Annotated in this window: 19 protein-coding genes; 8 read left to right on the forward strand and 11 right to left on the reverse strand. The window is 75.3% G+C overall.

From position 1 onward, the window contains the following. The first annotated feature begins 59 nt into the window (after window positions 1-59). The gene (cofD, locus tag GA0070606_RS11225) at window positions 60-1,028 is read left to right on the forward strand and encodes a 2-phospho-L-lactate transferase (protein ID WP_091097519.1); all 969 of its coding nucleotides are present in this window, start codon (window positions 60-62) and stop codon (window positions 1,026-1,028) included. Next, window positions 1,025-2,113, forward strand: a complete 1,089-nt coding sequence (locus tag GA0070606_RS11230; RefSeq protein WP_091097522.1) for a coenzyme F420-0:L-glutamate ligase — start codon at window positions 1,025-1,027, stop codon at window positions 2,111-2,113. Before cofD ends, GA0070606_RS11230 begins: the two co-directional genes overlap by 4 nt. A gap of 11 nt (window positions 2,114-2,124) precedes the next feature. Here the strand turns inward: GA0070606_RS11230 and GA0070606_RS11235 are convergent, their stop codons facing one another. Further along, a complete protein-coding gene (locus GA0070606_RS11235) occupies window positions 2,125-3,129 on the reverse strand; it encodes an ArsR/SmtB family transcription factor (protein ID WP_091097527.1) in 1,005 nt (334 codons plus the stop codon). 356 nt (window positions 3,130-3,485) lie between these two features. Beyond that, a complete protein-coding gene (locus GA0070606_RS11240; RefSeq protein WP_091097531.1) occupies window positions 3,486-4,520 on the reverse strand; it encodes a hypothetical protein in 1,035 nt (344 codons plus the stop codon). 354 nt (window positions 4,521-4,874) lie between these two features. On the opposite strand from GA0070606_RS11240, the gene GA0070606_RS11245 reads away from it, so the two are divergent. Next, a complete protein-coding gene (locus GA0070606_RS11245; RefSeq protein ID WP_091107596.1) occupies window positions 4,875-5,429 on the forward strand; it encodes an NUDIX hydrolase in 555 nt (184 codons plus the stop codon). Here the strand turns inward: GA0070606_RS11245 and GA0070606_RS11250 are convergent. Continuing rightward, entirely contained in the window at window positions 5,398-6,489 is a 1,092-nt protein-coding gene (locus tag GA0070606_RS11250; RefSeq protein ID WP_091107594.1) for a mannose-1-phosphate guanylyltransferase, read from the reverse strand. The genes GA0070606_RS11245 and GA0070606_RS11250 overlap by 32 nt on opposite strands. A gap of 62 nt (window positions 6,490-6,551) precedes the next feature. Next, window positions 6,552-7,697 carry a glycosyltransferase family 4 protein gene (locus GA0070606_RS11255; protein WP_091097534.1) on the reverse strand — a complete coding sequence of 382 codons (1,146 nt, stop codon included), beginning with the start codon at window positions 7,695-7,697 and terminating at the stop codon, window positions 6,552-6,554. A 151-nt stretch (window positions 7,698-7,848) separates the two neighbouring features. Here GA0070606_RS11255 and GA0070606_RS11260 point away from each other — a divergent pair, with 151 nt between their 5' ends. Next, window positions 7,849-8,538, forward strand: coding sequence for a TIGR03089 family protein (locus tag GA0070606_RS11260; protein WP_091097539.1), 690 nt, complete (start codon window positions 7,849-7,851; stop codon window positions 8,536-8,538). Window positions 8,539-8,745: 207 nt separating this feature from the next. Here GA0070606_RS11260 and GA0070606_RS11265 read toward each other — a convergent pair whose 3' ends face one another. Together GA0070606_RS11265 and GA0070606_RS11270 are read right to left on the reverse strand one after the other, a co-directional pair. Next, entirely contained in the window at window positions 8,746-10,728 is a 1,983-nt protein-coding gene (locus GA0070606_RS11265) for an acetoacetate--CoA ligase (RefSeq protein ID WP_091097543.1), read from the reverse strand. Window positions 10,729-10,977: 249 nt separating this feature from the next. Further along, entirely contained in the window at window positions 10,978-11,496 is a 519-nt protein-coding gene (locus GA0070606_RS11270) for an acyl-CoA thioesterase (protein WP_091097545.1), read from the reverse strand. A gap of 23 nt (window positions 11,497-11,519) precedes the next feature. Here GA0070606_RS11270 and GA0070606_RS11275 point away from each other — a divergent pair, with 23 nt between their 5' ends. Continuing rightward, window positions 11,520-12,167 (forward strand): hypothetical protein, encoded by a 648-nt coding sequence (locus GA0070606_RS11275; RefSeq protein ID WP_091097549.1) that lies wholly within the window; start codon window positions 11,520-11,522, stop codon window positions 12,165-12,167. A 45-nt stretch (window positions 12,168-12,212) separates the two neighbouring features. Here GA0070606_RS11275 and GA0070606_RS11280 read toward each other — a convergent pair whose 3' ends face one another. Further along, window positions 12,213-13,376 carry an acyl-CoA dehydrogenase family protein gene (locus tag GA0070606_RS11280; RefSeq protein ID WP_091097553.1) on the reverse strand — a complete coding sequence of 388 codons (1,164 nt, stop codon included), beginning with the start codon at window positions 13,374-13,376 and terminating at the stop codon, window positions 12,213-12,215. A 246-nt stretch (window positions 13,377-13,622) separates the two neighbouring features. Here GA0070606_RS11280 and GA0070606_RS11285 point away from each other — a divergent pair, with 246 nt between their 5' ends. Together GA0070606_RS11285 and GA0070606_RS11290 are read left to right on the forward strand one after the other, a co-directional pair. After that, a complete protein-coding gene (locus tag GA0070606_RS11285; RefSeq protein WP_091097557.1) occupies window positions 13,623-15,050 on the forward strand; it encodes a UDP-glucose dehydrogenase family protein in 1,428 nt (475 codons plus the stop codon). Window positions 15,051-15,213: 163 nt separating this feature from the next. Next, window positions 15,214-20,121, forward strand: coding sequence for an SCO7613 C-terminal domain-containing membrane protein (locus tag GA0070606_RS11290; protein ID WP_091097561.1), 4,908 nt, complete (start codon window positions 15,214-15,216; stop codon window positions 20,119-20,121). Window positions 20,122-20,468: 347 nt separating this feature from the next. On the opposite strand, the gene GA0070606_RS11295 is transcribed toward GA0070606_RS11290, so the two are convergent. From GA0070606_RS11295 to GA0070606_RS11310, 4 genes are all read right to left on the reverse strand, one after another. Next, window positions 20,469-20,897 carry a protein-tyrosine phosphatase family protein gene (locus GA0070606_RS11295; protein ID WP_091097565.1) on the reverse strand — a complete coding sequence of 143 codons (429 nt, stop codon included), beginning with the start codon at window positions 20,895-20,897 and terminating at the stop codon, window positions 20,469-20,471. Between the two features lie 129 nt (window positions 20,898-21,026). After that, a complete protein-coding gene (locus tag GA0070606_RS11300) occupies window positions 21,027-23,285 on the reverse strand; it encodes an MMPL family transporter (RefSeq protein WP_091097569.1) in 2,259 nt (752 codons plus the stop codon). Between the two features lie 308 nt (window positions 23,286-23,593). After that, on the reverse strand, window positions 23,594-24,064 hold the full coding sequence (gene purE / locus GA0070606_RS11305) for a 5-(carboxyamino)imidazole ribonucleotide mutase (protein ID WP_091107598.1): 471 nt from the start codon (window positions 24,062-24,064) through the stop codon (window positions 23,594-23,596). A 41-nt stretch (window positions 24,065-24,105) separates the two neighbouring features. Further along, window positions 24,106-25,287: a 5-(carboxyamino)imidazole ribonucleotide synthase gene (locus tag GA0070606_RS11310; RefSeq protein ID WP_091097573.1), complete on the reverse strand. Its 1,182-nt coding sequence runs from the start codon at window positions 25,285-25,287 to the stop codon at window positions 24,106-24,108. An 88-nt stretch (window positions 25,288-25,375) separates the two neighbouring features. Between GA0070606_RS11310 and GA0070606_RS11315 the strand changes: the two genes are divergently transcribed. After that, a complete protein-coding gene (locus GA0070606_RS11315) occupies window positions 25,376-26,026 on the forward strand; it encodes a pyridoxine/pyridoxamine 5'-phosphate oxidase (RefSeq protein ID WP_091097576.1) in 651 nt (216 codons plus the stop codon).

The following is a 26,026-nucleotide window of genomic DNA, read 5'->3' on the forward strand; positions in this document are numbered from 1 at the left end:
GAGCCTAGTCTCCCGGGCCACCGGCCGATCGGAGGCGGCCCGTGCGCGAGGATGTCGGCATGCGCATCGTGGTTCTGACGGGCGGCATCGGGGGCGCCCGCTTCCTGCTCGGCGTCCGGGCGTACGCCCGCGAGGTCGGTGCCGAGGTGACCGCCGTGGTCAACGTCGGCGACGACCTGCTGCTGCACGGGCTCAAGGTCTGCCCCGACCTCGACAGTGTGATGTACACGCTGGGCGGCGGCGCCGACCCCGTGCGGGGCTGGGGCCGGGTCGGCGAGAGCTGGACGGTCAAGCAGGAGCTGGCCGCCTACGGCGCCGAGCCGACCTGGTTCGGGCTTGGCGACAAGGACGTCGCCACCCATCTGGTGCGTACGACCATGCTCAACGCCGGCTATCCGCTGCACGCGGTCACCGAGGCGCTCGCCACCCGCTGGGAGCCGGGCGTACGCCTGCTGCCGGCGACCGACGACCGGCTGGAGACGCACGTCGTGGTGAGCGACGGCGAGCCGGCGGGCCCGGACGGCGGCGGTCAGCGGGCCATCCACTTCCAGGAGTGGTGGGTACGCCACCGCGGGAACATCCCCACCCACCGGTTCGTCTTCGTCGGCGCGGAGACCGCGAAGCCCGCGCCCGGCGTGGTGGCGGCGATCGCGGAGGCCGACGTGGTGTTGATCGCGCCGAGCAACCCGGTGGTGAGCATCGCCCCGATCCTGGCCGTGCCCGGGCTGCGCGAGGCGGTCACCGACGGCCCCGCCCCGGTGGTCGGCGTGTCGCCGATCGTCGGCGGCGCGCCGGTGCGCGGCATGGCGGACCGCTGCCTGGCGGTGCTCGGGGTGGAGTGCAGCGCGGCCGGCGTGGGCCGCCTCTACGGCGGCCGGTCGGCGGGCGGGCTGCTCGACGGCTGGCTGGTCGCCGAGGAGGACGCCGGTGCCCTGGTGCCGGAGGTGACGGTGCGCTCGGCACCCCTGCTGATGACCGACGAGGCGGCGACGGCGGCCATGGTCCGCGCCGCGCTGGAGCTGACGTGAGGCTGGAGATCCTGCCGGTGCCGGGCATCGGCCACGTGTCCGAGGGCGACGACCTCGCCGCCCTGATCGCCACCGCCGCGCCCTGGCTGCGCGACGGCGACGTGCTGGTGGTGACCAGCAAGATCGTCTCCAAGGCGGAGGGGCGGCTGGTGGACGTCCCGGCGGACGGCCCGGAGCGGCTCGCCGCGCGCGACGAGGTGCTGGCCGCCGAGACGGCGCGGGTGGTGGCGACCCGGGGCGCCACCCGCATCGTGCAGACGCACCACGGGTTCGTGATGGCCTCCGCCGGCATCGACGCCTCGAACGTCGACAAGACCCGGCTGGTGCTGCTCCCGGAGGACCCGGACGCCTCGGCCCGGGCGCTGCGCGCCGCCCTGCGCGACCGCTACCACGTCGACGTCGCGGTGATCGTCAGCGACACGATGGGCCGGCCCTGGCGCAACGGGCTCACCGACGTGGCGCTCGGCGTCGCCGGGATGGACGCGATCCGCGACCACCGGGGCGAGGTCGACCCGTACGGCAACGAGCTCCAGCTCACCCAGATGGCGGTCGTGGACGAGCTGGCCGGCGCGGGCGAGCTGATCAAGGGCAAGTGCGACCAGGTGCCCGTCGCGGTGGTGCGGGGCTACCTCACCGCGCCCCGGCCCGACGACGGCGCCGGCGCGGCGGCGCTGGTCCGGGACGCCTCGATGGACCTGTTCTCGCTGGGCACCGCCGAGGCGAGGGCGGCCGGGCTGGCCGCCGCCGCCACCCTGCCCGACGCCACCAACCCGACCCCGCCAGACGTGGACGCGGTGCGGCGGGCGATCGCCGCGGTCGCCGGCGTGGTCGCGCCCGGCACGGAGTTCACCCTGGTCACCGACGAGGCCGTACGCGCCGGAACGGTCGCCGCCGTCGCGGACTGGCCGGCGGGGGCGACGGCGCTGGTGCTCGGTTCTCCGGCCGACCCGGCCGGCCCGCTCGAGCTGGTCCGCTTCGGCGCCGACCTGCACCGCCTGCGCGCGGCCCTGGCGGCGGAGGGCGTCGCCTCGCTCCCACTGCCCCCGCCGGCCGGCACCCCGGCTGCGGCCTGCCTGGCCCTCTGAGGGGGCGGCGGTCAGGAGTTGAGCATGGCCCGCCCCAGCGGGGTGAGGGTGTGCAGGACGGTGTTGCGGTCCCGGTGGCTGACCAGGAGGCCGGCGTTGCGCAGCACGGTGGTGTGCTGGCTGGCGGCGGCCGGCGAGATGTTCAGCCGCCGCGCCACCTCCCCCGTGGTGCAGCCGTCGTCGCTGACGGCCAGCACGGCGGCCCGGGTGCGGCCGAGCAGCGCGGCCAGCGCCTCCCGCCCGGCGTCCGGCGTGCCCGGGCCGGCGGCCTCGCCGGGGGCGGGTGCGAGCCCGCCCAGCCGGTCCACCGGATAGACGAGGACCGGCGGCAGCGCCGGGTCGAGCAGGGCGACCGGGGTGGCCGCGCAGAAGAACGACGGGACCAGCAGCAGGCCACGCCCGTCCAGGTGCAGCTCGCGGCTGTGCGGGTAGCCGCGGACCTGGAGCACCCCGGACTCCCAGTGCAGGGCGGGCCGCAGGCCGGCCAGCAGCCCCTCGACCCCGCCGTCGAGCAGGGACCGGGCGCGGCGGGCCCGGTCGGCCTCCACGGCCGCCTGGATCCGGGTCCAGTACGGATCGATCGCCAGGTCGCGGTACTGCTCCATGGCGCCGGTCAGGTCGTGCAGCGTGCCCGGTTCGCCCCTGGCCAGCGCGGTCGCGGCGGCGGGCAGCGCGTTGCCGGCGGCGAGGAGGGACAGGTCGCGGCGCAGCAGCGACACCGGGGTGCGCCGGACGGCCTCCAGGCCGGCCTCGAAGCCGTCCGTGCTCTCGTACGGGGTGAGGAAGTCGGGAAAGTAGCCGCGCGGCGGGTTCAACGCCAGGAGCAGGCGGAGCCCGGCGGAGGCCGGACCCTGGCGCAGCCCCCGGGTCACGGTGTGCCGCCAGCCCGCCAGCAACGGATCACGGTCGCGCGTTGGCAGCAGGTGCAGACTGAGGACCAGTTCCCACACCGGGTCCGCCGCCGGAGCCACCCGGGTCCGGAGGATGTCCTCTGCGGAGAAATGGATCTTCAGCATGGAGCGCTCCCGTGTCGCTCGGCAGGGGGATGCCGGGTGACCGTTGAAGCGTACCCGGGCGGCACTTATCTCCGTTTTTCAGCCTGAGCTGAAAAACCTCGACGTCGACCGCGCAGGTTCGTCATGCTTCCACTGCCCGTACGGGGCGGGCGCGTCGGTGACGCGCCCGCGAGTCGGGGCCCCAGGGGGACGGGGAGACCGGCGACCGGGCAGCGCCACGAGGGTCTGCGGGCCTGCTCCGCGGAGGCGCTGTCCGGTCGCCGGTCCGGGCCCGCCCGGTCGAGCCGACCCTTGGCACCGCCAGCCGGCAGGGGCCGTCCGCAGGGAGCGTGGCTCCCCGGCCGGACCGCCGGCGTTCAGTCCGCCCAGAGGGCCACGCGGTGGTCCTCGTCGGTGACGTAGAAGCTGCGCCCGTCCCGCTCCGCCACCCCCTCGACGTGGTGGAACGGCGCCAGGTCGGCCACCAGCTCGCCAGGGACGAGGTGCCCGTCGCCGGGCGCGGGGAACCGGACGTGCCGGGAGGTGACGTCGCCGCCGGTCGGATGGTCGTCGAGCAGCACCGAACCCTTGCCGAGCGCGTCGATCGACCCGATCACCGCCGCGTAGCCGCCGCCGTCGGTGGGGGTGATCGCGCGGAAGCCGGCCAGCGCGCCGGGCGGGGTCACCCCGGTCAGGACGTACGCGCCGGCCGCCTCCGGCCAGCTCGGCGCGGGATCGAACATCCCCGGCACGCCCGTCAGCTCGACGAGGATCGGCTCGCCGTCGGCGGTGACCGGGAACCGCAGTCCGAGCAGGACGCCGCCGGCCGGCGTGAAGGCGGCGCCCTCGACGTTCAGCGGCAGGTCGTCGGGGACGAGCCGGCTGACCCAGCCCTTCGACCGGGCGGTGCCGCGTGCGACGGTCTCCCCGATGAACCGGGCCCGCACCCGCTCGCCCGGGGGCAGCGGGGTGAACGCCGCCTTGAGCAGGGCGTCGTTGACCGCCCGGTGCAGCCGGAAGCGGTTGCGCACCACCTGCACCGGCAGCGTCCCGCCGGCCGCGTCGTCCTCCCGGAACCGGGCCACGAAGGCGCGACGCGGGCGCAGCGGCCCGCCCTTCGAGCCGAAGTGCGAGCCGAAGACGTACACCCAGCCGTCGTGGCGGGCGAGCGCCTCGCCGTCCTCCGTCCGGCCGTTCTCGGCCCCGGCGTCGGCGGTCACGTGGCGGGCGACCCACTCGCCGTCGTCGAGTTCCAGCAGCAGGGCCAGGCACTGCTCCACCGGCCCCTCGTCCAGCACCGTCCAGAAGCCCTGCCGGGCGCCGTACGCGCGCAGCAGCGCGGTGGAGCGCACCGGCAGCAGGTCGCTGGCCTCGTTGCCGGCCACGACGAATTCCAGCAGTCGCAGGGTCACCGGGCCAGGGTACGAAGCGCCGGCTCGTACAGTGTCGGCATGCCGGACTCCCCCGCCACCGCGCTCCGGACGACGCCGCCGCCCGCCGACGGCGACGGCGACGCCCACGCGGCCCCGCACGCCGACGGCGACCTTCGCGCGGCGCACCCGACCCACGGCGACGCCAACGCGGCGCACCCGACCCACGGCGACGCCAACGCGGCGCCGCACGCCGACGGCGGCCTTCGCGCGGCCCCGCACGCCGACGGCGACCTTCGCGCGGCGCACCCGACCCACGGCGACGCCCACGCGGCGCCGCACGCCGACGGCGACCTCGGCGCGGCCCCGCACGCCGACGCCGGCGTCCACGCGGCGCTGCACGCCGACGCCGTCGCCACACTGCGCCGCTGGGAGCCGACCGGCCCGGAAGCCGCCGAGGCCCGGGACCGCACCCTGGCGCTGCTGGCCGCCGGGCCGGTGGCGATGGGCCGGGCGCACCGGCCCGGGCACGTCACGGCGAGCGCGCTGGTGCTCGACGCCACCGGGTCGCGGGTGCTGCTCTGCCTGCACGGCAAGTTCCGCAAGTGGGTGCAGCTCGGCGGGCACTGCGAGCCCGCCGACCGGACCCTCGCCGGCGCCGCCCTGCGGGAGGCCGCCGAGGAGTCCGGCATCGCCGGCCTGCGGATCGACCCGGTCCCGATCGACGTGGACATCCACCCGGTGCGGTGCCAGGGCGGCTCCCTGCACTACGACGTGCGGTTCGCCGTCCTGGCCCCGCCCGGCGCGGCGGAACGGGTCAGCGACGAGTCCGAGGCGCTGGGCTGGTTCCCGCCGGACCGGCTGCCGGAGCCGCTGGCCGGCGGGACGGCGCGGTTGGTCACCCCGGCCCTGGCGACGCTCAGACGAGCCCCTCTTCGCCCCGCTCCTTGAGTTCGTCGACGATCTTCTTGACGTCCTGCGCCCGGTCGCGCGGGCAGACCAGCAGCGCGTCCGGGGTGTCGACGACGATGAGGTCGTGCACGCCGACGGCGGCCACCAGCCGCCCGGAGTGCGGCACCACCACCAGCCCCGAGCTGTCCCGCAGCAGCACGCCCGGCTTGGCGTCGGCGCCGAGCACCACGTTGCCGTCGGCGTCGGCGGGCAGCACCTCGCCCAGGGTGTGGAAGTCGCCGACGTCGTTCCAGCCGAAGTCGCCCGGCACGGTCGCCACCCGCCCGGCGGTCGCCGCGCCCTCCATCACCGCGTAGTCGACGGAGATCTTCGGCAGCGTCGGCCAGACCGTGCCGAGCACGTCGTCCTGCGCCTCGGTGCCCCACGCCTCGGCGATCGCGGCGATCCCGGCGTGCAGGGCGGGCTGCTGGCGGGCCAGCTCGGCGAGGAACACGTCGACCCGCCAGACGAACATGCTGGCGTTCCAGAGGTGCCGGCCGGAGCGCAGGTACGCCTCGGCGACGTCCGCGCTCGGCTTCTCCTTGAACTCGGCGACCGGGCGCAGCGGGCCGCCGTCGACCGGGTCGCCGGTCTGGAGGTAGCCGTAGCCGGTCTCCGCCCGGGTCGGCGTGATCCCGACCGTCATCAGCAGGCCCCGCTCGGCGCCGCGTACCGCCTCCTGGACGACCTCCCGCCACCGCTGCGGGTCGCCGATGAGGTGGTCGGCCGCGAAGGAGCCCATCACCGCCTCCGGGTCGCGCCGCGCGATGACGGCGGCGGCCAGGGCGATCGCCGCGCAGGAGTCCCTGGGCGAGGGCTCGACCAGGATGTTCTCCTCCGGCAGCCCGGTCAGCTGGCGCGCCACCGCGGCGGCGTGGGCGGTCCCCGTGACCACCAGGGTCCGCTCGGCCGTGGTCAGCGGGCCCAGCCGCTCGACCGTGGCCTGGAGCAGCGAGGCGGCGGAGCCGGTCAGCGGGTGGAGGAACTTGGGGTGGCCGGCGCGGGACAGCGGCCACAACCTCGTGCCGCTGCCACCCGCCGGGATGACGGCGTAGAGCATCAGCACATCATGCCCGAACCCCGCACGCCCGGACGCCGGGTTGCCGCCGCGCCGCTCCGACGTCAGGCGCGGGCCCGGCTCCAGGCCGCGATGTGCACCTCGGCGCTGGACTCCCACGTGAACTCCTTGGCCCGGTCGAAGCCGGCCTTGGCCAGGGACAACCGCCGCTGCTCGTCGTCGAGCAGCGCGGCCAGGTCGGTGGCGATCTGGTCGGGGGCCTCGCTGGTGTACGCCACCGCGTCGCCGCCCACCTCGGGCAGCGACAGCCGGGGCGTGGTGAGCACCGGCGCGGCGCACGCCATCGCCTCCAGGATCGGCAGGCCGAAACCCTCCCCGTAGGACGGGTAGGCGGCCACCAGCGCCCCGCCGAGGAAGCCGGGCAGGTCCGCGTAGCGGAGGTAGCCCGGGCGCAGCAGGCGAAGGTGCGACGGCACCTCCGCCACCGCGCGGTCGATGTCGTCGTCGTGCCCCTGGCCGCCGGCGATCACCAGGGCCGGCGGGTCTTCCCGGTCGGCGACTGCCCGGGCCCAGCCGCGGATCAGGTTGGGCACGTTCTTGCGGGGCTCCTTCGCGCCGAGGAACGCGACGTAGCTGGTGCCGCCGAGCCCGAGCCGGGCCCGGACCCGAGCCTTCTCCTCCTCGCTGGGCGCGTGGAAGGCGGCGTGGTCGACCCCGTGGTAGGCGACGTCGATCCGGGTCGGGTCGGCGTCGAGGAGCCGGATCAGCTCGTCGCGGGTGGCCTTGCTCGGCACGATCACCCGGTCGGCCCGGCGCAGGGAGGTCTTGATCGCGCTGCGGAAGAAGGTGCGCCGGGACTTGTCGTAGTGCTCCGGCTCGGTGAAGAACGTCGCGTCGTGCACGGTCACCGTGACCGGGCAGCCGGCGCGCAGCGGGCAGGTGTAGAACGGCGAGTGCAGCACCTGCGCGCCGACCTGCTGGGCGAGCAGCGGCAGGCCGGTCTGCTCCCAGGCGAGCCGGGCGGGACGGTGCGCGACGGCGGCCGGGGCGGGGATGATCTCCGCGCCGGGCAGCATCCGGGCGTAGCGCTCCAGGTCGGTGCGGAGGCTGACGACGGCCAGCTCCACCCCCGACCCGCACACCTTGCCGAGGGCGCCGAGCAGGCCGTCGACGTATCGACCGACACCGCCGCGATCGGCGGGGACACTCGTGGCGTCGATGAGCACGCGGGGCGGGCGACCGGCGGTCACGGGGCGACTCCTTGAACTGGCGGGTCTGTGGGGAACAACACTCCGGGCAAGCCTACGCCGGAGCCCGGGGCGGACGCTGACTGCGACCCGACGGTACGCCGACTTGTCGTTGTCTTCGAGTACGGCCGGCGGGGGCGTATCGTTCGCGCCGATGGCCGACAACATTGCCCGGGTCTTCGCCGACGCGATCGCGACCGACCCGACCCGACCGCTGCTGACCTGGTACGACGACGCCACCGGCGAGCGGACCGAGCTTTCCGGCGCCACGCTGGCGAACTGGGTGGCCAAGACGGCCAACCTGCTCGTCGACGAGGCGGCCGTCGGTCCCGGCGACACCGTCGGCGTGCTGCTCCCGCCGCACTGGCAGACCGCGGCGGTGCTGCTGGGGTGCTGGTCGGCCGGGCTGCGGGTGGCCGCCGCGCCGGGCGACGTGGAGGTGCTCTTCACCGCCGTCGCGCGGATCGACGAGGCGGGCGCGTGGCCGGCCGGCGAACGGTACGTCCTCGCCCTCGACCCGTTCGCGCTGCCGATGCGGCAGGTCCCGCCCGGCTTCGCCGACTACGTCTCGGTGGTGCGCGCGCACGGGGACCACTTCACCCCGTACGCCGCCGGCCCGGACGACGCGGAACTGCTGGCCCGGGCGAGCGCCCGCGCGGGCGCGCTCGGCATCACGGCCGGCGACCGGGTGCTGGTCGACACGGCCGCGTATCCCGACCCGGTCGACTGGCTGCTCGCCCCGCTGGCGGTCGGTGCCAGCGCGGTCCTCTGCGCCAACCTCGACCCGTCCCGGGTGGAGCCCCGAGCCGCGACGGAAAAGGTCACCCGAACCCTGCCCCGCTGACCCCAGGCCCCCCTGACCCAAACCCCTGACCACCCACCCCGCCTCCACCGCCCCACGCCGCCTTCCACCGCCGCCTTCCACCCCGCGATCTTGCAGTTACTGCCCTCGATACGGGCGATTCGCCCCATGTGCCGGGGCAGGAAGTGCAAGATCGACGCGGCGGGGCGGGTAGGGCGGGGGGCGCGGGTGGGGCGGAGGGCGGGTGGGTCAGGCGGGGGTGGTGTGGGTGGCGCGGCGCTGGGCGAGGGTGGCGAAGGCCGACAGCGACTCCGGGTTGGCCAGGGCGCCCTTGGCCGCCGCCGAGTCCACCGGCGTGCCGGTGAGGATCTTCTTCACCGGCACCTCCAGCTTCTTGGCCGACAGGGTGCGCGGGACGGCCCGCACCTGGTGGATCTCGTCGGGCACGTGCCGCGGCGACAGGGCGGTACGCAGCTCTCGGCAGATTTTCCTCCGCAGCGGGTCGTCCAGCTCCAGCCCTTCGGCGAGCACCACGAAGAGCAGCAGCTCACCCGCGCCGCCCTCGTCGTCCTCCAGGTGCACCACGACCGAGTCGACGACCTCGTCGAGCCCCTCGACGACCGAGTAGAACTCGGCGGTGCCGAGGCGTACGCCGCCCCGGTTGAGGGTCGCGTCGGACCGGCCCGTGATCACGCAGCCGCCCCGCTCGTTGATCGTGATCCAGTCGCCGTGCCGCCAGACGCCCGGGTAGAGGTCGAAGTAGGCCTCCCGGTAGCGCGTGCCGTCCGGGTCGTTCCAGAAGCCCACCGGCATGCTCGGCATCGGCTCGGTGATCACCAGCTCGCCCAGCTCGCCCACGACCGGGGTGCCGTCGGCGGACCGGGCCTCCACCTTGGCGCCCAGCGCCCGGCAGGTGATCTCCCCGGCGTGCACCGCCAGCAGCGGCACGCCGCCGACGAAGCCGGTGCAGACGTCCGTGCCGCCGGAGAGCGACTGGAGCTGGAGGTCGTCGCCGACCGTCTCGTACACCCAGGTGAAGCCCTCGGCGGGCAGCGGCGCGCCGGTCGAGCCGACGCCACGCAGCGCGGACAGGTCGGCGACCTCCCGCGGCACCAGCCCGGCCTTGCGGCAGGCCAGCAGGAACGGCGCGGAGGTGCCGAAGTACGTCGTGCCGGTCTCCTCGGCCAGCCGCCACAGCGCGCCCAGGTCGGGGTGGCCCGGGTTGCCGTCGAAGAGCACGATCGCCGCGCCCACCGCCGGCCCGGAGACCAGGAAGTTCCACATCATCCAGCCGGTGGTGGTGAACCAGAAGAACCGGTCCGCCGGGCCCAGGTCGTGGTGCAGGGCCAGCATCTTCAGGTGCTCCAGCAGGATGCCGCCGTGGCCGTGCACGATCGGCTTGGGCAGGCCCGTGGTGCCGGAGGAGTAGAGCACGTAGAGCGGGTGGTCGAAGGCGACCGGGGTGAACGTCAGCGGCTCGTCGGTGTCGGCGGCCAGCTCCGACCAGGCCAGCGCGCCCTCGGGCGCAGCGCCGGCCGGGTCGAGGTAGGCGATGCCGACGGTGTGCTCCAGCGACGGCAGGGCGGCCCGGATCGCCGCCACCTCGCCCCGCCGGTCCACCGCCTTCTCGCCGTAGCGGTAGCCGTCCACCGCGACGAGCACCTTGGGCTCGATCTGCTGCCAGCGGTCGGTGACGCTGCGGGTGCCGAACTCGGGCGCGCAGGAGGAGAAGATCGCGCCCAGGCTGCTGGCGGCGAGCAGCAGCACGTACGTCTCGGGGATGTTCGGCGCGTACGCGGCCACCCGGTCCCCGGCGGCGACGCCGAGCCGGCGCAGCCCGGCCGCCACCCGGCGCACCTGCTCGCGCAGCTCGGCGGCGGTGAGGGTGACCGGCGCGCGGGTCTGGCCGTGCGCGATCACCACCGGGTCGTCGTCGGCCCGGCCGGGCATCCGCAGCACGTTCTCGGCGTAGTTGAGGGTGGCGCCGGGGAACCAGCGGGCGCCGGGCATTCCCCGGTCGGTCAGCGTGACGGTCGGCGGGGTGTGCGCGACGACCTCGAAGTGGTCCCAGACCGACCGCCAGAACGCCTCCAGGTCGGTGACCGACCAGCGCCACAGCGCGTCGTAGTCGGCGAAGTCCAGCCCCCGGTGCTCCCGCAGCCAGCGCAGGTAGCTCCCGATCCGGGACCGCTCGCTTACGTCCGCCGGCGGCGTCCACAGCACGTCACCCACTGCTCCACCCTCCCCTGGCCCCGCACGACACTGTGAAATGGGCCGTGGCGCCATCTTGCCCTACCTCGCAGCGCCATTCTCCGCACCCGGCCCCCGGCGGCGCACGTGCGGAGCCCACATGCCCCGCCGCCCACCTGTGTGGCCGGGGCGCACGGAAGGGCGCCTTCCCCATCGTTTCCGGCGCACATCCCGCGCGGTCGGGGCGCCTTCGCATCGTTTCGTGCAGGGCAGGCACCCATCCTCGCGCGGTCAGCCGGCGCGGTGGGCCTGGATGGCGCGGCGGCGGGCCAACCGGTGGGCGCGGCGGATCTCCGCCTCCCGGAACCGCCGCTCGTCCTCCGGGGTCTCCGGCAGCACCGGCCGGACCGGCCGCGGCGCGCCGCCGACGTCGACGCCCACGAAGACGAGGTACGCGGTGGCCACCAGCACCGGCTCGTCCTCGGCCGAGTCCCACCGCTCGGCCACCACCCGGACGCCCACCTCCATCGAGGTCTGCCCCGTCCAGTTCACCTGGGCGTGCGCGTGCACCAGGTCACCGACGCGGACCGCCTCGGCGAAGACGATCTCGTCGATGGCCGCCGTGACCGCCGTGCCGCCGCTGTGCCTGGCGGCCGCCGCGCCCGCCACGTCGTCGACGAACTTCATCAGCACGCCGCCGTGCACCGTGCCGTAGAGATTGACGTCGACGGCGGTCATGATCCGGCTCAGGGTGACCCGGGAGTACGAGGTCGGCTTGCCGGCCGGGGCGGCGGAGGGGTGCTCGGTCATGTCGGAAACGGTACGGTGCGCGGATGCGACATCTCTGGAGCTTCCTCGCCGGGTTGGTGGTGGCACCCGTCACGTGGGTGCTGGTCACGCTCGGGCAGGACGGGTCGGCGGGCACCGTCGACCGTTGGGTCGAGATCGGCACGTCCAACTCGGCCAATCTCATCGAGCCTGCCGTCTACCTCGCCGTCGGCGGGATCCTGCTCGGCCTGCTCGGCACGCTGCGCATCTCACCGCTCGGCCCGCTGGTGGCCGGGCTGCTGCTCGCCGCCCCGTACGTGGGGATGTTCGCCGCGCCCTTCGAGGTGCGCGACCGCATCCCGGACGGCTGGAAGGTCTTCGGCGACCCCCTGCCGCTGCACCGGCCGGTGGAGAACGGCACCCTGTTCCTGATCGGCCTGCTCCTGGTCATGGCGACGTTCAGCGGGCAGCGCTGGCGCCGCTGGCCCCGGCCGGTGACCGAGCCGACGCCGGCCACCGCGTCCGGCCCGGAGCGGGACGACTTCACGCTGACCGACTGGCCCTCGACCGACCGGGACACCGCCCCGCTGACCCTCGGCTACCCGGACCCGACGCCGACCGAGCCGCTGCCCCGCCGCACCGGCGGCGAGTCGCCGTGGTCGGCGCCGCCGCGTACGGGCAACCGACCGGAGGACACGACCGAGATCCGGTGACGCACGCCGGGCGGGCCGGAACTCCCGGCCCGCCCGCCGACCGGCTCAGCCCTTGAGGAGCTGGCGGGCCATCACGATGCGCTGCACCTGGTTGGTGCCCTCGTAGATCTGGGTGATCTTGGCGTCCCGCATCATCCGCTCGACCGGGTAGTCGCGGGTGTAGCCGTAGCCGCCGAGCAGCTGGACGGCGTCGGTGGTGATCTCCATGGCCGCGTCCGAGGCGAAGCACTTGGCCGCCGCGCCGAAGTAGGTGAGATCGGCGTCGCCGCGCTCGGACCTGCCGGCCGCCGCGTACGTCAACTGCCGGGCCGCCTCCAGCTTCATGCCCATGTCGGCCAGCATGAACTGGACGCCCTGGAACTCGGCGACCGCCTTGCCGAACTGCTTGCGCTCCTGCACGTAGCCCTTGGCGTAGTCCAGCGCCCCCTGGGCGATGCCGACGGCCTGCGCCGCGATGGTGACCCGGGTGTGGTCGAGGGTCTTCATGGCGGTGGCGAAGCCGGTGCCCTCGGCGCCGATCATGCGGTCCGCCGGAATCCGGACGTTGTCCAGGTAGACCTCGCGGGTCGGCGAGCCCTTGATGCCGAGCTTCTTCTCCGGCGCGCCGAAGCTGACCCCGGCGTCGGACTTCTCGACCACGAAGGCGGAGATGCCCCGGGACCGGGCGGACGGGTCGGTCACCGCGAAGACGGTGTAGAACTCCGAGACCCCCGCGTTGGTGATCCAGCGCTTGACGCCGTTGAGCACCCAGTGATCGCCGTCACGTACGGCGCGCGTGGTCATCGAGGCCGCGTCGCTGCCCGCCTCCGGCTCGGAGAGGCAGTACGAGAACATCGCGTCGCCGGCCGCGACCGGGGTCAGGTACTTCCGCTTGAGCTCCTCGGAGCCCGCCAGCAGCAGCGGCATGGTGCCGAGCTTGTTGACCGCCGGGATCAGCGAGGACGAGGCGCAGGCGCGCGCGACCTCCTCGATCACGATGGCCGTGGCCAGGGCGTCCGCCCCCGCGCCGCCGTACTCGGCGAGGATGTGCGGGGCGTGGAAGTCCGCGGCGCGCAGCGCGTCGTAGGACGCCTTCGGGAACTCACCGGTCTCGTCCGCCTCGGCGGCGTGCGGCGCCACCTTGGCCGCACAGACCTCACGGACCGCCTCCCGGATCGCCTCGTGCTCCTCGGGCAACCGGTAGACGTCGAACGACTGCTCTGCGGCCATGTCGGCCCCTCCCCTTCACCGCTATCATGCGCAGTCTGTAGCGTCTCCTGACCGCCGACGGCGCAGACTGAAGGATAGCGACCACCTCAGGTGATGTTACCGCCGCGTAGGCTAGGCCACGACGCGCGTCGACGCCGCCCGGCGATGATGGAAGTGACAGGCATAGAGTCCCTCCGGTGCCCGCCCAGGCGCCGCAGCAGAACGCGACGCGACGACGCGACGCCAGCGCGAGCGGAGAAGACAGGCGTGACGATCCCGTACCCGAACACCCAGCCGATGCCCGCCATCGCCGCGGTGACGCCCCCCTCGGGCGCGCAGCGACCGCGGGTGACATTCCTGGGCACCGGCTACCTCGGTGCGACCTACGCCATCTGCTATGCCGAACTGGGCTACGAGGTTCTCGGCTTCGACGTCGACGCCGACAAGATCGCCATGCTGAACGCCGGCGAGGTGCCGATCCACGAGCCCGGCCTGGACGAGCTGCTCAAGCGCAACCTGACGGCCGGACGGCTGCGGTTCAGCACGGACATCGCCGAGACGGCCGACTTCGGCGACGTGCACTTCATCTGCGTCGGCACGCCGCAGCGCGCCGACGGCATGGGCGCCGACCTGTCGTACGTCGAGGCGTCGGTCACCAGCCTGGCCCAGCACCTGACCCGCAAGGCGCTGATCGTCGGCAAGTCGACCGTCCCGGTCGGCACCGCCGAGTGGGTCGAGCAGCTGGTCAGCAAGCACACCCCCGCCGACCTGGGCGTCGAGGTGGCGTGGAGCCCCGAGTTCCTCCAGGAGGGCTTCGCCGTCGACGACGTGCTGCGGCCCAACCGGATCGTCGTGGGCGTCAAGAGCGAGTGGGCCAACGGCATGCTCTACGCCGCCCACAAGGGCGTCTTCGACCTGGCCGCCACGGAGGACCGCGAGGTGCCCCTGGTGGTCACCGACTTCGCCACCGCCGAGCTGGTCAAGGTCGCCGCGAACGCGTTCCTCGCCACCAAGATCTCCTTCATCAACGCGATGGCCGAGGTCTGCGAGGCCGCCGGCGGCGACGTCACCCACCTCGCCCGGGCCATCGGCTTCGACCCGCGCATCGGCAACCGCTTCCTCCAGGCCGGGCTCGGCTTCGGCGGGGCCTGCCTGCCGAAGGACATCCGGGCCTTCCAGGCCCGCGCCCAGGAGCTCGGCGCCGGTGAGGCGCTGCGCTTCCTGCACGAGGTCGACCTGATCAACATGCGCCGCCGGACCCGGGTCGTCCAGCTCGCCGCCGAGCTGCTCGGCCGCCGGTCCGGGCCGGCCGGGCCGGACCTCTCCGGCACCCGGGTCGCCGTGCTCGGCGCGACGTTCAAGCCCAACACCGACGACGTACGCGACGCGCCCGCGCTCGCCGTCGCCTCGCTGCTGCGCAAGGCCGGCGCGGACGTGCACGTCTACGACCCGCAGGGCATGGAGCGGGCCCGCGCGGTGGCTCCCGAGCTGGTCTACGAGCCCGGCATCAACGAGGCCGTGACCGACGCCGACCTGGTCTGCGTGCTCACCGAGTGGGCCGACTTCCGCAACGCCGACCCCGTCGCCCTCGGCGAGCTGGCCGCCGGCCGCAAGGTGGTCGACGGGCGCAACTGCCTGGATTCGGCACTGTGGACGCAGGCCGGCTGGGAATACCGGGGCATGGGCCGCCCCTGACCGACGACGACCGGACGGCCGGCCGTGGAGCACGCTCCGCGACCGGCCGTTCGCCGTCCGCGTGGACGATCTCTGCCCCGGACCCGCCGACAACTGTCGAAATCCGCGCCCGCATTGGGCATGCTGCGATGGTGGGAGTCCACAGTGCGGGTGGAGGGGTGTCGTGGCGAGCTTTCAGTGCTCCTCGTGCGGCCGGGAGATCAAGCCGGCCGTCAGCTGCCCGCACTGCGGCGCGCACCAGCCACAGTGGGTCGAGCACCTGGCGGAGATCGAGCGGTCCATAGCGGAGATGAAGGCCCGCGAGGCCGCCATCGCCAGCGAGCAGCGCCAGATCGCCGCCAAGATGCAGGCCGCGCTCTTCCAGCGCGACATCCTCGCCCACGCCGGCGAGGAACGCCTCAAGCAGGCCACCCGTCCGCGTAGGGTGCTGCGCCGCCGGCCCGGCCGCCGGCCGCCCACCGCCGCCACCGGCGCCCCACCCCGGGTCCCCCGGCAGGGCACCCCGTCCGCCCCCGACGACCCGCCCCCGCCGCCGGAGGCCACCTGGCTGGACGCCGACGACCCCGAGAACCCGCCGGAGGCGTCCTCCCGCGAGGTGCAGAACATCCCCCTCGGGCTCGGCGCGCTGCTGCTCGGCGTCGCCGCCGTCGTCTTCGCCGCGGTGGCCACCAGCTCGATGGACGCGCTGGCCCGGCTGGGCATCCTGCTGCTCGCCACCGTGCTGATGCTGCTCGCCCCGCCGGTGCTGGCGCGGCGCGGTCTCACCTCCACCGCCGAGACCATCTCCGCGGTCGGCCTGCTGCTGGTGCCGCTCGCCGGCTACGCGCTGTGGGCGGTGGACCGGATCGGCAACGGCGGCACCTCGGGCGCGATCTTCGCCGGCGTCATCTTCGCCGTCACCGCCGGCGTCTCCTTCGGCTACGCCGGCTGGACGGGCCTGCGCGCGCCCCGGTTCGCCACCGTGCTGGCCGCCCAGCCGGTGCTGCCACTGCTGGCGTACGACCGGATCACCGGCCCGGGTGGCTGGGCGCTGGTGCTGACCGCGGTGGCCGTGCTCGACCTCTGGCTGGCCCGCTCCCCGGTGACCGTGGAGCGGGCGGTGCGCCAAGACCTGCCCGAGCCGCCCCCCGCCCCGGCCGCGCCGACGGCGCCCCGGCAGCGCCGTGCCGAGGGCCGGCCGGAGGGGGCGCCGGAGGAGACCGGCGAGGTGCTCGACGGCGCGCTGCCGGAGCAGGAGCCGGCCCCGGCCGCCCGTCCGGTGCCGTGGCTGCGCGAGCTGACCTGGGCGCTGCACGGCGTGGCGGTCGCCGTCGCCCTCGCGTACGCCGTCACCGCCCTGCTGCGCGCGACGACCGTGCCGGCCGCGGCGGGCGCGGGGCTGGTGCTGCTGCTGGCCGCCGCCGTGGGCCTGGCCGGGACGCTGGCGCTGCGTCGGCCGCCCCTGCCCGACCTCGGCGCCGGGATCTTCACCCTCGCCGTGATCGGCGCCCTGAGCCGGGTCGCCTCGGTGGCGCTGCCCGGCCGGGCGCTGCTGCTGATCGCGGCGGTCATCACGGTCACCGGGCTGGCGGTCCGGGCGGTCCCGGAGGCCGCCCGGCGCGGGCCGCAGCTCGCCTCGGCGGTGGCGCTCACGGTGAGCGGCGTGGTGGTCGCCGGCGGCGCGCTGCGCGCCGGGGTCGCCCCCGTCCGCGCCGCCCTGCCGGCGTGGGCGGCCGACCTGGGCCACCACCCCGCCGAGCTGTCCGCGGCGGTCGGCCCGGCCGCCTGGCAGCTCGCCGCGAGCGCCTTCCTGCTGACCGTGGCCGCCGTGCTGGCCCTGCCGCCGGAGATCCGCCGGGAGTTCGCGGTGGTGGGCGCGGCGCTGACGGCGCTCGCCGTGCCGGCGTCGTTCGGTCTCGGGTGGGCGGTGGCGCCCTGGCCGATGGTGCTGACCGCGATCGGCATCGGGGTGGTCGGGCTCTCCGCGCGGACCGGGCGGGCCGCCGTGGCGCACGCCGCCGCCGCGGCCGGCGTCGGCCTGTTCGGCGCGGGCGCCGCCCTGGCCCGCCCCGCGCTGACCAGCGCGGTCCTGCTCGCCCTCTTCGCCGCCGGGGTGCTGGTCGCCGTGGCGCCCCGGATGCGGCTCGCCCCGGCCGCCGCCGACACCGTCTCGGCCTGGGCCGCCGGCGGCGCGGCGTTCGCGCTGCCGGGCGCGGTCGCGGCCTTCGTCGCGGCCACCGTGCCGACCGATCCGACGCCCACCCCGGCGAGCCTGCGCGAGGCCACCGTGCCGGTGCTGGCCGCCACCTTCCTGGCGGTCTGCGTCACCCTCGGCTACGCCGCCATCGTGCAGGTCTCCCAGCGGCGCATCGCGGCGCCGCTGGCCGTGGGCACCGCCCTCGGCGCGGTCGTGGTCACCGCCGCCGCGTTCGGCGCCCCGGGCGCCACCGCCGCCGACGCCTGGGTCGGCGGGCTGCTGCTCGTCGCCGCCGCGATGGTGGTCTTCGCCGGCCCCATCGACGCGGGCCGACGCTCCGACCTCACCCTGGACGGCTCCGACCTCGCCGCCGCGGCGGTCACCGCCGCCCTGATCGCCACCCTGGCCCGGATCGCGGCCGTGCTCACCCCCGGCGGGCAGCTCGCCGTCGCCGCCGGGCTGGTGCTGGTGGTCGCCGTGGCCGCCCGGGCGATGCCCGAGGAGTGGCGGCGCGGGCCGATCCTCGGCATCGCCGTCGGCGGCGTGCTGATCGGGCTGCTGGCCGGCTGGAGCGCCCTGCGGGGTGGGTGGGGCGTCCTCGCCACCCCGGGCCCCATCTGGGCCGGCGACCTGACCGGCTGGCCGGCCGCCCCGACCGGCGGGTCCACGTGGCAGGCTCCCGTCGCGCTGGCCCTGCTCGGGGTCGCCGCCGCGGTCCTGCTGCCGCCACCGTGGAAGTACGACGTGTCCGGCGGCGCGGCCGTGCTCGCCACGATCGGCGCGCCGGCCGCGTTCGACCTGCCGTGGTGGTCGCCGGTCCTGGTCGGCGGCATGGTCGCCACCGTCTTCGGGATGGCCGCCGTGGCCGCGGTCGACCCGCGCGCCGGACTGTCCCGGGCGGTCGTGGCCGGCGTGGTCGCCCTGCACGCCGCCGGGGCCGGCCTGGTCCGGCCGTGGACGACCGCGCTGGCGCTGGGCAGCATCGCGCTCATCGGTGTGGTGGTGGCGGCCCTGGCCCGGTCGCTGGCCATTCCGCTGGTCGACGACATCGAGGCCGAGGGGATGCCGCCGCACCTGGCCCAGATCGGGGGCGCGGCCGCCGGGGCGGCCCTGCTCGCCGCCCCGGGCGCGGTCGCGGCGCTGGCGGCCGAGTTCGGTCACTCGTCGGAGGTGGTCCTCACCGCCGCGCTGGCCGCGTCCAGCCTGGGCCTGGCGGCGGTCGCGGCCGTCCGGCGGCAGGTTCCGCAGTACCTGCCCTGGGCGAGCGCGGCCGTGGCCGGCGGCGCGACGGTCAGCGCGCTGGCCGCCATCCCCACCGGGCTGCCCGTCGGTGTCTACGCCGCCGCGGCTGCCCTGCTCGGGGTGCTCGCCGAGCTGATCCGCGGGGCGACCGAGCCGCCTGCCGACGCGGCCCAGCCGGTGCGGCGCTGGTCGGTGCTGCTCGACGGGGCGCTGCGCCGGCTGCCGGACGACGGCACGCGGCGACGCTGGCGGGTGAGTCCGGCCGCCGGCGCGCTCGCCGTCGCCGCGCTGCCCACCGTCCTGGCGCTGGTGTCGATCGCGCCTGCCCTGGTCGTCGCCCTGGTCGAGCCGCACCGCAGCCTCGCCCGGGTCTGGCAGGGGCCGCCGCCGGACCTGCTCACCCCGCCGCCGGACGCGGTCGACGCGACCCACGTGCTGACCGCGCTGCTGCTCACCGCGACCGCCGCGCTGGCGGCCACCGGGTTCAGCGGCGGCCGGCGTTCCCGGGCGGTGCCGGTGGTGCTGCCCGGCGCGGCCGTGACGCTGCTGATCACCCCCGTCGCGCTGGGCAACGGCTGGCCGGCGAGCACCCTCGCCGCGCTTGCCGTGTTCACGATCTCGATGCTGGGTCTGGCCCTGACCCCGCCGCCCCCGCTGGCCGAGCGGGCCCGCTCGCTGCGGCTGACCCGCGTGCTGGTCTTCGCCATCGGGCTGGCCGCCGGGGGCGCGGGGCTGGCCGGCAGCCTCGCCACCCGGGAGCTGACGCTGTTCACGCTCGGCGGCGCCGTCGGCGTCGGCACGGTGGCGGCCCTGTTCGGCAGCACCCAGCGGGCGCGCATCCTCGGCTGGCTCTTCGCCTCGCTGATGGCGCAGCTGTTCGTGCTCACCGCCGGGCTGGTGGCCGGGCTGGCCGCCGTCTGGTCCGCGTTCGGCGTGCTGGCGGTCGGCGCGGCCCTGCAGGTGTTCGCCGCGACCCTGCCCCGCCTGCGCCGCCCCGAGGCCCAGCGCGAGGCCGCCACCGTGGAGTGGAGCGGGCACGCGGCCGCGCTGATCGCCCTGGCGCTGGCCTTCGACTCGCCGCGACACATCGCCGCGCTGCTGGCCGCCTGGGGCGCGGTCCTCGGGGTGGCGGCCGCCCGACCCGGCCGCCGGCCGGTGGAGCGGCGCATCCTGTTCTGGGCGGTCGTGGTCTGCGAGATCGCCGCCTGGTGGATCCTGATGCGGGTGGCCGACGTGGCGCTGCCGGAGGCGTACACGCTGCCGTTCGCCGCACTCGCCCTGCTCGTCGGGGTGCTGGAGCTGCGGCACCGGCCCGACCTGAGCAGCTGGGTCGCGTACGGCCCGGCGCTGGTCGCCGCGTTCGTGCCGACCCTGGCGATCGTGCTGGCCACCGACTCCAGCACGCTGCGTCAGGTGCTGCTGCTGCTCGGTGCGGTGGCGGTGCTCGTCTTCGGGTCCATGAGCCAGCAGCAGGCACCGGTGATCGTCGGCGCCGGCGTCACCGCGATCGCGGCGGTGCACGCGCTGTTCAGCTTCGGGCCCTGGCTGGCGCTGATCCCGGTCGGGCTCCTGCTCCTGGTGCTCGGCGCGAGCAACGAGCGCCGCCGCCGCGCCCAGGAACGCCTCCAGACGGCCCTACGCGGCATGCGGTGAGCCGCAGGGCCCGGCGGGCGGCACCGGGGTGGGGCGGGACGCCAAGGCTGGACTGAGGGCTCGGGCCCGGCGCGCGGCACCGGGGCGCGGCGGGACGCCGAGGCTGGGCGGTGGGCTGGGGCGCGGGCTCGCCCGGACACCTGCCAACCCGTCACACCGGCGCGACGAACTGCGGGCGCCTGGCGTCGAGAGGGTGCGGGGCACCGCCCCGTGAGGAGCCGGACCTCGGCATACGAGAGCGCCGCCGACGAGCGGCCCTGCTGCTCGTCGGCGGCCTCCGCGCGTGTCGGGGGCGCACGACGGGCGGGACCATCGCCCCCGCCGCGGCGCCGGACTGTCGCGGCCGGCTACTGGAACCGGGCGATGTAACGGCGCTGCCAGGGGGTCTCGACGGCCTGTGGCGAGTAGTGCTGCCGGACGTAGGCGACCGCCCGGTCGTTCGGCACCCCGTCGATCACCGCGAGGCAGGCGAGGGCGGTGCCGGTGCGTCCCTTGCCGCCGCCGCAGGCGACCTCGACGCGGCCGTCCTCGGCGCGGGTCCACGCCTCGCGCAACGCGGCGGCGGCCGCGACGCGGTCGGACGGCAGCCAGAAGTCGGGCCAGCGCACCCAGCGGTGCTCCCAGGCCGTCGGGGCCGGCGGCTTACCGAGGAGATAGAGCGCGAAGGTGGGTTCCGTCCCTTCCGGGAGCGGGCGTCGAAGTCCCCGGCCGCGGACGAGTCGGCCGGACGGCAGCCGGAGCACGCCCGGCGCAGTGGGGTCCCATGAAGTGGTCATCTGTCGTCAGGGCCCCGTGCCCTCGCGGGCCGGTGTGCCCGTCCTCCTTCCGGTTCGGTGTGTGTTTCCGGGCAATGGTCAGCGGGGCCGGCGGCCCGTCACGCACGGCGCGCCGCGCCGCCGACCCGGTTACCGGTCGACGGCCGCCACGAAGACCTGAGTGTCGGCGTCACGGTCGGCGTCCGCGACCGCGGTCCGACGGGGGCCGGCGATGAACCGCGGGGCCCACCAGTTGGCCTCGCCGAGCAGTCGCATGAGCGACGGCAGGACGACCGCGCGGATGATGGTGGCGTCGATCAGGATCGCGGCGGCCAGCCCCACGCCGAGTTGCTTGAACTCGACGACCGACAGGGTGGCGAAGATGCAGAACACGGCGACCATGATGATCGCGGCGCTGCTCACCGTGGACGCCGACGAGACGATGCCCTGCTCGATCGCCTCGCGGGTCGACAGGCCCTGCTGGACCGCCTCGCGGATGCGGCTCACGACGAACACGTGGTAGTCCATCGAGAGTCCGAAGAGGATGACGAACAGCATCAGCGGCAGCCAGGACACGATCGCGCCGTTGGAGGTGAACCCGAGCAGGTCCTCCGCCCAGGTGTGCTGGAAGACCAGCACCAGCAGCCCGTACGAGGCGGCCACGGAGATCGCGTTGAGCAGGATCGAGGTCATCGCCACCACGACCGAGCGGAACGTGATGAGCATGACCAGGAAGGTCATGGCGAGCACGAACGCGACGACCCCCGGCAGCGCGTCGGCCATGCGGTCGCGGAAGTCGGCGTCGTTGGCGGTGCGGCCGGCCACCGCCCACTCCGTGTCCGGGACCGTGCCGACCGTCTGCGGCAGCAACTCGGCGCGCAGTCGGTGCAGCGACTCGGCCGCCGCGTGGCTGTCGCTGGTGCCCGTCACCCGGACGGTCGCCAGGAAGACGGTGCCGTCGGCGGACCTGCGTACGGTCGGGGGGCGGTCCTGGGCGAACCGGCCGTCCCCCTTGATGAGCGCGGCGAGATCGGTGATCTCGCGCTCCACCGCCGGCCCGCCCGCGCCGCCGGTGCGGATCGCGACGAGGTGGCTGGTGCCGAGTTCGTTGCCGGGGAACGCCTGGGCCAGGCGGTCGTAGGTGTGCAGGATCGGGATCGAACGGGGCAGGTCGGTGAGGGTGGGCCGCTTGAGGTTCATCCCCAGCGCCGGGACGGCGACGACGACCAGCACTCCGACGGAGACCACGAACGTCGCCAGCGGCGCGCGCAGCGCCGGCCGCAGGACCGCCGCCCAGAAGCGGCTGCGCTCCGCCCGCTGGATCCGCCGGCCGAGGAAGGGCACCCGGGGCCGGTCCACCCACCGCCCGAGGACGACCAGGATCGCGGGCAGGACGGTGAGGGATCCGATCATGGCCACCCCGACGACCAGGATCGAGCCGGTCGCCATCGAGCTGAACGTGTTGTCGCCGACCAGGAACAGGCTGGCCATGGCGACCATGACGGCCACGCCGGAGACCAGCACTGCGTGCCCCGAGGTGCGGGCCGCGATCTCGACCGCGCTGCGGTGGTCGCGCCCGCGGGCCCGTTCCTCGCGCTCGCGGCGCAGGTAGAACAGCGAGTAGTCGACGCCGACCGCCATGCCGATCAGCAGGATGATGCTGTTGACCATCTCCCCCGCCGGGAAGATGTGCGAGGCGAACTGGGCCAGGCCCATCGCGCCGGCCACGGCCGACAGCGCCAGCACGACGGGCACGCCGGCGGCGATCAGGGCGCCGAAGCTGAACAGCAGGATCACCAGCGCCACGGGCACGCTGATGAGTTCCGCCTTGACGAAGTCGGCCGCCAGCGTCTCGGTCAGCGCCTTCGACAGCGAACCCGATCCCACCTGTTCCACCCGCAGGTCGGGATGCTGCTGCTGCGCCTGCGCGGTCGCCTCCAGCAGCGGCCCGACCCGCGCGTCGGCGTCGTCCGCCGAACCGGCCATCTTCACCTCGACCAGCACCGCCTGACGGCTGGGGGAGACGACCGGGTCCGCCACCTTCGCCACGTCGGTCAGGGCGCGCATGCGTGCCGACAGGTCGGTGGCCACGGCCCGCGCACGGTCGAGATCGAGTTCGCCGGCCCGCGCCGTGATCAGGACGCTCTCCGCCGCCGGGGGTTCCGGGAACTTCCCGGCCTGCTCGATGCGGTCCGCACGGGCCAGTTCCCCGTGCAGGCTGTCCTGCGTGGTGGCCTCGACCGTGCCGACGAGGCTGCCGCCGACCACGCCGGCCAGCACGAAGCACAGCCAGGCCGTGATGGCGAGCCAGGGATGGTTGGCGCTCCACCGGCCGATCCGCGTGGTGAGGGGCGCACGACCGCCTCGTCGCCCGCGGTGCGCCGGCGCGTGACCGCCGCCCGGCGTCATCGGCCGTCCTCCCGCTCCACGAGGTCGGTCACCGACCCGACCGGTCCGCCCGACAGCGGGTCAAACTCCTGGACGCACGAGCCAGCGTGCGTCGACGCATGCCACAGATGGATCATGCCGACGACGCTATGGATCCACGGCGGCCCGGACCATGAGGCCGACCGCCGAGCGCGGCGGGCCGACCCCAACGGCCCGGGTGCGGAAATCCACACCCCGGCGCGCCGGTCGCCCGGCTCCCTCCGGGCGTGGCCGGCGCGCGGCGGCGCGTTTCCGGAAGTCGTCAGGCGGGCGAGGCGCGGAGGGCGGCGTCAGGCGAGGGAGGCGCGGAGGGCGGCGTCCTTCTCGGCCACCAACTGCTCAAGGTCCGCCTGGTAGGCCGACATGCGGTCGAGCAGGGCGCGGTCGGCGGCCGCCAGGATGCGGACGGCGAGCAGCCCGGCGTTGCGGGCGTTGCCGATGGACACCGTGGCCACCGGCACGCCAGCCGGCATCTGCACGATGGAGAGCAGCGAGTCCATCCCGTCGAGATGCTTCAGCGGCACCGGCACGCCGATCACCGGCAGCGGGGTGACCGAGGCGATCATGCCCGGCAGTGCGGCGGCGCCCCCCGCACCGGCGATGACCACCTTCAGGCCCCGGTCGGCGGCGGCCCGGCCGTAGTCGATCATCTTGACCGGGGTCCGGTGCGCCGAGACCACCTCGACCTCGTACGGCACCTCGAACTCGTCCAGCACCTCGGCGGCGGCCTTCATCGTCGGCCAGTCCGAGTCGCTGCCCATGATCAGGCCGACGACGGCACCCGCCCGCTCCCCGTTCGCGCTCACTGGCGCCCCTCCCGCAGCCAGCGGGCTGCCCGGGCGGCCCGCGTCCGTACGTCGTCCAGGTCGTCGCCGAGCACCGTCACGTGCCCGATCTTGCGGCCGGGTCGCACCTGCTTGCCGTAGAGGTGCACCTTGGCGCCCGGCTCGGCCGCGAAGAGGTGGTGCAGCCGCTCGTCGATCGACATCCCGCCCGGCTCGCCGCCCAGCACGTTCGCCATCACCACGACCGGCGCGGCCAGCGAGGTGTCCCCCATCGGGTAGTCGAGGACCGCCCGCAGGTGCTGCTCGAACTGCGACGTGCGGGCGCCCTCGATGGTCCAGTGCCCGGAGTTGTGCGGCCGCATCGCCAGCTCGTTGACCACGACCCGGCTGCCGCCGGGCGCGGCCGGGTCGGCGACCTCGAACAGCTCCACCGCGAGCAGGCCGACCACGCCGAGCGCGGTGGCCAGGTCGATGGCGAGCTGCTGGGCGCCGAGCGCCAGCTCCTCGGACAGGCCCGGCGCGGGGGCGAGCACCTCGACGCAGATGCCGTCCCGCTGCACCGTCTCGACCACCGGGTACGCGGCGACCTGCCCGAACGGCGAGCGGGCCACCTGTACGGCGAGTTCCCGGCGCAGCGGCACCCGCTCCTCGACGATCAGCCGGGTGCCGCCGGCGAGCAGCGTCGCGGCCAGCTCGGCGGCCTGCGCCGCGTCGTCGACCAACCACACGCCCCGGCCGTCGTAGCCGCCGCTGGCCGCCTTGAGCACCACCGGCCAGCCGGCCTCGTCGCCGAAGGCCACCAGATCGGCCGGCTCGGCCACCGGCCGCCACGCCGGGTTGGGCGCGCCCAGCTCGCCGAGCCGCTCCCGCATGGCCCGCTTGTCCTGGGCGTGGAGCAGCGCGTCGGCCGGCGGGAAGAGCTTCACGCCCTCGGCCGCCAGCGTGCGGATGTGCTTGTTGGGGACGTGTTCGTGGTCGAACGTCACCACGTCGCAGCCCTTGGCGAAGGTGCGTAGCGCGGCGAGGTCGGTGTGGTCGCCGTACTGGACGTCGGCGGCGACCAGCGCGGCGCCGTCGTCGGGGGCCAGCGCGAGCACGCGCAGCGACTGGCCGAGGGCGATCGCGGACTGGTGGGTCATCCGGGCCAACTGGCCGCCGCCCACCATGCCGACAACGGGCAGACCGGTACGGGAATCCATAGCGGCGTCAGCCTATCGGGGCGGCTGACCGGCCGCGCCGCCGGATGGCCCGTCGAGCGCCCGGCGCCCGCTCTGAAAGGATCATGGCATGACGATTCGCACCCTGCTCCGAGGCCTGCCGGTGCTCGCGCACGACATGCCGTCGTTCGATCCCGCCGCCGCCCCGGCGGATCCGCTGGCCCTCTTCGTCGAGTGGATGGCCGGCGCGATCGACGCCGGCGTCGACGAGCCGCACGCGATGACCGTCGCCACGGTCGACGCCGACGGCATGCCGGACGCCCGGGTGCTGATCCTGAAGGACCTCGACGAGGCGGGCTGGCACTTCGCCACCAGCTCGGCCAGCGCCAAGGGCCGCCAGATCGCCGCCAACCCGCGGACCGCGCTCAGCTTCCACTGGCGGGAGCAGGGCCGCCAGGTCCGGGTGCGGGGCGTCGCCACCGCGGCGGACCCCGACCTGTCGCGGGCCGACTTCCTGGCCCGGCCCGAGGGGTCCCGGGTGGCCAGCCTGGCCGGCCGCCAGAGCGACGTGCTCGCCGACCCCGCCGAGCTGGACCGCGAGCTGGCCCGGGTCCGGGAACGGCTGGCCGCCGACCCGGATCTGGTCGCCGGGACGCACACCGTCTACGCCGTCGCGCCCCACAGCGTCGAGTTCTGGCAGGCGGACGCGCAGCGCCGGCACGTCCGGCTGCGCTACCACCGCGCCGACGCCGGCTGGGACCGCGAGCTGCTCTGGCCCTGA

Origin of the sequence: Micromonospora citrea, from assembly GCF_900090315.1 — a bacterium.
Taxonomy (GTDB): domain Bacteria; phylum Actinomycetota; class Actinomycetes; order Mycobacteriales; family Micromonosporaceae; genus Micromonospora; species Micromonospora citrea.

Excerpts from the sequence above, each read along its gene's own strand:
- cofD (WP_091097519.1), top strand. The coding sequence starts at position 60 with ATGCGCATCGTGGTTCTGACGGGCGGCATCGGGGGCGCCCGCTTCCTG.
- GA0070606_RS11235 (WP_091097527.1), bottom strand. The coding sequence starts at position 3,129 with ATGCTGAAGATCCATTTCTCCGCAGAGGACATCCTCCGGACCCGGGTG.
- GA0070606_RS11250 (WP_091107594.1), bottom strand. The coding sequence starts at position 6,489 with ATGCTCTACGCCGTCATCCCGGCGGGTGGCAGCGGCACGAGGTTGTGG.
- GA0070606_RS11260 (WP_091097539.1), top strand. The coding sequence starts at position 7,849 with ATGGCCGACAACATTGCCCGGGTCTTCGCCGACGCGATCGCGACCGAC.
- GA0070606_RS11270 (WP_091097545.1), bottom strand. The coding sequence starts at position 11,496 with ATGACCGAGCACCCCTCCGCCGCCCCGGCCGGCAAGCCGACCTCGTAC.
- GA0070606_RS11275 (WP_091097549.1), top strand. The coding sequence starts at position 11,520 with ATGCGACATCTCTGGAGCTTCCTCGCCGGGTTGGTGGTGGCACCCGTC.
- GA0070606_RS11280 (WP_091097553.1), bottom strand. The coding sequence starts at position 13,376 with ATGGCCGCAGAGCAGTCGTTCGACGTCTACCGGTTGCCCGAGGAGCAC.
- GA0070606_RS11295 (WP_091097565.1), bottom strand. The coding sequence starts at position 20,897 with ATGACCACTTCATGGGACCCCACTGCGCCGGGCGTGCTCCGGCTGCCG.
- GA0070606_RS11300 (WP_091097569.1), bottom strand. The coding sequence starts at position 23,285 with ATGACGCCGGGCGGCGGTCACGCGCCGGCGCACCGCGGGCGACGAGGC.
- purE (WP_091107598.1), bottom strand. The coding sequence starts at position 24,064 with ATGGGCAGCGACTCGGACTGGCCGACGATGAAGGCCGCCGCCGAGGTG.
- GA0070606_RS11310 (WP_091097573.1), bottom strand. The coding sequence starts at position 25,287 with ATGGATTCCCGTACCGGTCTGCCCGTTGTCGGCATGGTGGGCGGCGGC.
- GA0070606_RS11315 (WP_091097576.1), top strand. The coding sequence starts at position 25,376 with ATGACGATTCGCACCCTGCTCCGAGGCCTGCCGGTGCTCGCGCACGAC.